The organism is Sphingopyxis sp., assembly GCF_036402335.1.
In the GTDB taxonomy this organism is placed as follows: Bacteria; Pseudomonadota; Alphaproteobacteria; order Sphingomonadales; family Sphingomonadaceae; genus Sphingopyxis.
This window is the reverse complement of sequence record NZ_DASWTD010000467.1, coordinates 1-6,020: the sequence shown is the minus strand read 5'-3', so window position 1 is coordinate 6,020 and position 6,020 is coordinate 1. Positions and strand designations below refer to the sequence as shown.

The 6,020-nt window shown below is 65.2% G+C and carries 6 protein-coding genes; 3 read left to right on the top strand and 3 right to left on the bottom strand.

The window, feature by feature from the left end:
• Positions 1 to 95 precede the first annotated feature (95 nt).
• Together dnaA and rpsT are read right to left on the bottom strand one after the other, a co-directional pair.
• On the bottom strand, positions 96 to 1,457 hold the full coding sequence (gene dnaA, locus VGD20_RS15205; protein WP_331135252.1) for a chromosomal replication initiator protein DnaA: 1,362 nt from the start codon (positions 1,455 to 1,457) through the stop codon (positions 96 to 98).
• A 501-nt stretch (positions 1,458 to 1,958) separates the two neighbouring features.
• Positions 1,959 to 2,222, bottom strand: coding sequence for a 30S ribosomal protein S20 (rpsT, locus tag VGD20_RS15200; RefSeq protein ID WP_037514171.1), 264 nt, complete (start codon positions 2,220 to 2,222; stop codon positions 1,959 to 1,961).
• Between the two features lie 231 nt (positions 2,223 to 2,453).
• Between rpsT and VGD20_RS15195 the strand changes: the two genes are divergently transcribed.
• The gene (locus VGD20_RS15195; protein WP_331135251.1) at positions 2,454 to 2,795 is read left to right on the top strand and encodes a hypothetical protein; all 342 of its coding nucleotides are present in this window, start codon (positions 2,454 to 2,456) and stop codon (positions 2,793 to 2,795) included.
• Positions 2,796 to 2,804: 9 nt separating this feature from the next.
• Here VGD20_RS15195 and mutM read toward each other — a convergent pair whose 3' ends face one another.
• Positions 2,805 to 3,614, bottom strand: coding sequence for a bifunctional DNA-formamidopyrimidine glycosylase/DNA-(apurinic or apyrimidinic site) lyase (gene mutM, locus VGD20_RS15190; protein ID WP_331135253.1), 810 nt, complete (start codon positions 3,612 to 3,614; stop codon positions 2,805 to 2,807).
• 94 nt (positions 3,615 to 3,708) lie between these two features.
• Between mutM and VGD20_RS15185 the strand changes: the two genes are divergently transcribed.
• Together VGD20_RS15185 and ubiB are read left to right on the top strand one after the other, a co-directional pair.
• A complete protein-coding gene (locus tag VGD20_RS15185) occupies positions 3,709 to 4,446 on the top strand; it encodes a class I SAM-dependent methyltransferase (RefSeq protein WP_331135250.1) in 738 nt (245 codons plus the stop codon).
• Positions 4,443 to 5,987: a 2-polyprenylphenol 6-hydroxylase gene (gene ubiB / locus VGD20_RS15180; protein WP_331135249.1), complete on the top strand. Its 1,545-nt coding sequence runs from the start codon at positions 4,443 to 4,445 to the stop codon at positions 5,985 to 5,987. Before VGD20_RS15185 ends, ubiB begins: the two co-directional genes overlap by 4 nt.
• The last annotated feature ends 33 nt before the right edge of the window (positions 5,988 to 6,020 follow it).

The following is a 6,020-nucleotide window of genomic DNA, read 5'->3' as shown; positions in this document are numbered from 1 at the left end:
GCACAAAAGGGACAGCTCGCTACCCCAGCACGGGCGTTCGAGCGGCGCACACCTTGTGGATATCTCCGGGGATAACTCCGGCGTAAATCTGTGGATCAGTTGTTGAGACTGCGCCGGATTGCCGCGATCTCCGCGTCGAGTTCGCTGTCGGCGACGCGCAGCGCCTCGACCGTGCGCACCGCGTGGATCACTGTACTATGATCGCGCCCGCCGAAGCGGCGCCCGATTTCGGGGTAGGAGCGCGGCGTCAGTTCCTTTGCGAGATACATCGCGACCTGCCGCGGCCGCGCGACCGCGCGAACGCGGCGCTTCGACGACATTTCGGACTTGTCGAGCCGGTAGTGCGCGCACACCGCGCGCTGGATCTCGTCGATCGTGATACGCGGTCGCGCGGTACGGACATTCTCGGCCAGCCGGTCCTCGGCAAGCGTGAGGTCGACTGTCGTCCCGGTGAGCGCGGCATAGGCGAGCAGCTTGTTGAGCGCGCCCTCGAGCTCGCGGATGTTGCGCGTGAAATGCTTGACCAGATAGGCGACGACATTGTCGGGCACGTCGACCATCGGCATCGCGGCGAGCCGCTGGCGGAGGATGCGTTCGCGCAGATCGTCCTCGGGCGCCTCGATATCGGCGACGAGCCCGCCCGACAGGCGCGACAGCAGTCGTGCCTCGACCCCGTCGAGCATCGCCGGCGGGCGGTCGGCGGTGACGACAAGGCGCTTGCCCGCGGTCATCAGGTCGTCGATCGTGTGGAGCAACTCTTCCTGCGTCGAATTCTTGCCGATCACGAACTGGAGATCGTCGAGCAGCAACAGATCGGCGGCGCGCAGCCGCGACTTGAACGCCATCATGTCGCCGCCGCGCATCGCGCCGACGAATTCGAGCATGAATTTTTCGGCGGACATCAGGATGATCGTCGCGGTCGGGTGCGTCGCGGCAAAATCCTGCGCGATCGCCTGGAGCAGGTGCGTCTTGCCCTGTCCGGTGCCCGAACAGAGGAAGAGCGGATTGAACTGCGGCCGCTCGACCATCGCCATGCGGCGCGCGGCGTTGGCGGCGAGGATGTTGCTGCGCGCGACCACGAAGCGGTCGAACGACAGGCGCGGGTCGAAACCGAGCAGGGCCGGATTCGCGGCAGGTGCCGGGGGCGCCTCGAAGGCCGGGAGCGGCGCTGCCGCGAGAACGGTCGCCCGCTCGCTTGCCACCGCGCCGCCGCGCACCGTGACGCCGCGCACCGCCGGCAGCTGCTGCCGCCATGCCAGTTCGAGCCGGTCGCCGAAGCGTTCGTTGATCCAGTTCGCCGAAAAACGGCTTGCGGTCTCGAGCGTCACTACGCCCGACAGCGAACAATAGTCGGCAAAGTGCACGGGCTTCAGCCAATGGTCGAAGGTGCGTGCGCCAAGGTCGCGGCGCAGCCCTTCGGCAACGCGCGGCCAGAGCGTCGCGGCATCGCCGCTCACTGCTCCATCCCCGGCGTTGTTCCCATGCTGATACCCGCTTTCCGTCACGCCTTGCCGCCCCCCTTGGTCCCGCTCGCCGGACCGGAAGGCGACCGCGGCACACGCCGATCCGTCGCCTGCGCCGGGCGCAAGCTTCCTGTCCCGGGCAAGCAGCCCGAACAGTCGCGAATCATGTCGATGTGGCGGCCGCCGGCGAAGGCCGACGACCCCCCTGTCTAGTCAGGGGTCGGCGAGTCGATCAAGGGCTGGCCGTGTAAAAATACTGAAATAAAAATCTTGACTCGCGGGGGGTGCCGGAATCGCGCGAAAACGGCGTTTTCCCTATATTTTTCAAATATTTATTTGTGACAATCGTGCGACATATCAACGAATCGCCGTAAATCCGTCACTTACCGCGCTGCAACACTATTGCCATCACCATGTAACAATATCGGGCGCAAAAAAGGACCCGCGGGCATGAAGCCAGCGGGTCCTTTCTGTTCCCTTTCGGGACGAAGCGAATCAGGCGATCGCGTTCACGCTCTTGGTCAGGCGCGAGAACTTGCGGGCCACGGTGTTCTTGTGAAGTACACCCTTGGCAACGCCGCGCGCCATTTCGGGCTGCGCAGCCTTCAATGCGGTCGCGGCCGCGTCCTTGTCGCCCGCAGCGACGGCATTCTCGACCTTCTTCACCAGCGTGCGAATGCGCGAAACGCGATTCTTGTTCACGACGGTGCGCGCGGTGTTGCGGCGGATGCGCTTTTTTGCCTGCGGCGTATTGGCCATAAATTCCTCTGGTCTTTCAAACGGTCTACATGGTCGGAGCACAGCCTCGTACGGAGCAGCCGAATCGCGCGAAAGCAGCGAATCAATGTCCGGATGCGGCCGGTTCCGGACGCCCGGACCCTGCTCGAAGGGTGCGCGCATAGCGATCAAGGGCGATTTGGTCAATGGGTTTCGGCCCTTTTCCGCGCGCCGGTGCGACAAGCCGGACGATGCCGCAAGACCCCAGCCGGCTTGACGCTCGCCGAGCGGCGGCCACATATTCCGTCCATGACGTGGGATCTCGGCAAAGCCATGCAGAAAAAGGAGGAATTCGAGTCCGCGCGGCTCATGGACTTCGAATTCCGGCTCCGCGTCCGCGCAACGCGATTGCTGGCGCGCGCATGCGGCCTGGACGAGATCGCATGGGTTCGTGAGGTTGCGGCGCGCGACACCGCAGGCGTCGTCGACATGATGGCGAACGCGACCGCCAGGGACAGGGATGATCTGCTGTCCGAATATCAACGCTGTTCGGCCGTGGCGCGGCAGCAGATCATCGAAGAGCGGGGAGACCCGACGCCGCATCGGCTCGGCTGATCCCCCATATTATCGCTGGCATTTCGAGCAATAGAAGGTCGACCGGCCCGATTGCACGATCCGCGCGATCGTCCCGCCGCATTCGCAAGTATCGCCTTCGCGCCCATAGACGCGCCAGTCCCTGGCGAAATAACCGAGGTCGCCTTCGGGGCTGAGGAAATCGCGCAAGGTCGACCCGCCCGCGGCGATCGCGGCGATCAGCACCTTCTTGATCGCGGGCACCAGCACGGCGAGCTTTGCCTTCGACACATCGGCGGCGGGCTTCACCGGCGAAATACGGGCCATGTTGAGCGCCTCGCAGACATAGATGTTGCCGAGCCCCGCGACGAGCGTCTGGTCGAGCAGCATCGCTTTGATCGGTGCGCGGCGCCCCGCAAGCGCCTTCGCCAGATAGGCGGCATCGAAAGCGTCGGACAAGGGTTCGGGACCCAGCGTCACGAAGGCGGGAAACAAGGTCAGCGGGTCGCCGCTGACGAGATCGACCGACCCGAAGCGCCGCGGATCGTGGAGGAACAGCCGGTGCCCGGCGGTTTCGAGCAGCAGATGGTCGTGCTTGCCCGCCTCGCCGCCCTCGGTCCGCCAGCGTCCCGACATGCCGAGGTGAAAGATCATATGATCGTCGCGGTCGGTCGAGATGACCCCATATTTGGCGCGGCGCGAGAGGCTCGTGACGGTCGCGCCCGTCAATCGCTGCGCGAGATCGGCGGGGAAGGGCCGGCGCAGATCGGGGCGGAAGGTGGTGACCGCGGTCAGCCTTTGCCCTTCGAGGAAGGGGGCGAGGCCGCGGACGGTGGTTTCGACTTCGGGTAGCTCGGGCATATCGCGCATCGGGCTACGCGCCATTTGCCTGCACGGCAAGGCCCGGCTAAAGGCCGACGCAACACACCATCTCCCCCGCAAAGGCGCGCACTCCATGGCCACTCCCGACACCGTCAGCTTCGGTTATGAACAGGTCCCCGCGGGCGCGAAGACCGCGATGGTCGGCGAAGTGTTCAGCCGCGTCGCGCGCAAGTACGACATCATGAACGACGCGATGTCGGGCGGGATGCACCGGCTGTGGAAGGACCGCTTCGTGCGCCGCGTCAAGCCGCGCGAGGGCGAGACGATCCTCGACATGGCGGGCGGGACCGGCGACATCGCGTTTCGCATGGAACGCTTCGGCGCGAGCATCACCGTCGCCGACATCAACCCCGACATGCTCGGCGTCGGTATGGAACGCGCGGCGGAGCGCGGCATCGATACGCTCGTCTGGTCCGAACAGAATGCCGAGAAGCTGAGCTTTCCCGACCAGTTTTTCGACGCCTATACGATCGCCTTCGGCATCCGCAACGTCACCGACATTCCCGCAGCGCTCGAGGAAGCGCACCGTGTGCTGCGTTATGGCGGGCGTTTCTTCTGCCTCGAATTTTCGACCAACGAGTGGCCGGGGTTCGCCCAAGCCTATGATGCTTACTCGCACCATCTCGTCCCCAAACTCGGCAAGCTGATCGCCGATGACGAGGACAGCTATCGTTACCTGATCGAATCGATTCGCCGTTTCCCGCCGATGCCCAAATTCGCGCAGATGATCCGCGACGCGGGCTTCACCGCGGTGAAGGTCGAACCGATCCTTGGCGGTCTCGTCGCCATCCATAGCGGGTGGAAAGCTTGACCCGACCCGTCACGCATATTGCCCGCCTGCTGAAGTGGGGACGCATCCTTGCGCGTCACGGTGCACTGCGCGGCATCGAGACAGCGCCGCAGACGCCGCCGGGGGTCAAGCGCCTTTGCCGCATCGCACGGCTCGGCACAATCCAGCCGAAGATGCCCGACTATGCCGCCGCGTTCCAGGCGATCGGTCCGGCTGCGGTCAAACTCGGCCAGACGCTCGCAACGCGCCCCGACCTCGTCGGCGAGGAAGCGGCGCATAATCTGCTGACGCTGCAGGACGCGCTCGCGCCGGTCGCGTTCGATCGTATCAAGCAGGAAATCGAGGCGACCTTCGAAGTCCCGCTCGAAAGCCTCTACAGCGAGTTCGACCCCGAACCCGTCGGTTCGGCCTCGATCGCGCAGGTGCACCGCGCCGTGACGACCGAGGGCCGCAAGGTCGCGGTCAAGGTCCGCCGCCCCGGCATCGACAAGCAGTTCGCGCGCGACATCGACACCTATGAATGGGCCGCGGCGCATCTCGAGGCGCTCGGCGGCGAAGCGACGCGGCTCCGCCCGCGCGAAGTGATCGCCAATTTCCGGCGCTGGACGCTGCGCGAACTCGACCTGCGCCGCGAGGCCGCCTCGGCCTCCGAACTCCGCGATGCGATGGTCGGCGTGCCAACCTACGAAGTCCCCGAGATCGACTGGGACCGCACCGCGAGCCGCGTGATGACGCTGGGTTGGATCGACGGCATCAAGATTTCGCACCGCGAGCAACTGATCGCTGCCGGTCACGACATGGAAAAATTGTCGGCGAACCTCGTCAACGCCTTCCTGCGGCAGGCAATTGCCGAGGGGTTTTTCCACGCCGACATGCATCAGGGCAATTTGTTCGTAAAGGCCGACGGCACGATCGCCGCGGTCGATTTCGGCATCATGGGGCGGATCAACCGGCAGGCGCGCTACTGGCTCGCCGAGATTCTCTATGGTCTGACCACGGGCAATTACCGCCGCGTCGCCGAAATCCATTTCGAGGCGCAATATGTCCCCGATTATCACAGCGTCGAGGAGTTCGCGACGGCGCTCCGCGCGGTCGGCGAGCCGATGCGCGGCAAGCCGGTGAGCGAACTCAGCGTTGGGCAGATGCTCGACGGGCTGTTCGCGATCACGCGCGATTTCGACATGCAGACGCAGCCGCACCTGCTGCTGCTGCAAAAGACAATGGTAATGGTCGAGGGTGTCGCCACGATGCTCAATCCCAAGATCAACATGTGGAATGTGTCGGGGCCCTTCGTCAGCGAATGGATTCGCGACGAACTCGGCCCCGAAGCGGCGCTTGCCGACGGCATCCGCGAACAGGGCAAGACGCTGGCGCTGATCCCCGACATCATCCGCCGCCTCGATGCCCAACTGCCGAAGCCCGGCGGCGCCCCGCCCGCGCCGCCGCTTCCCGAGATTCCGCTGATGTGGGACAAGGGTGAACGCCGCCGCTGGTGGCGTTATGCGCTGACGGCAATCGCCGCCGGGGCCGCGGGCGCGCTGGGCGCGATGTGGTGGGGATAGGAACCGCGGGCGAACCCGATTCCCCGCCCACCC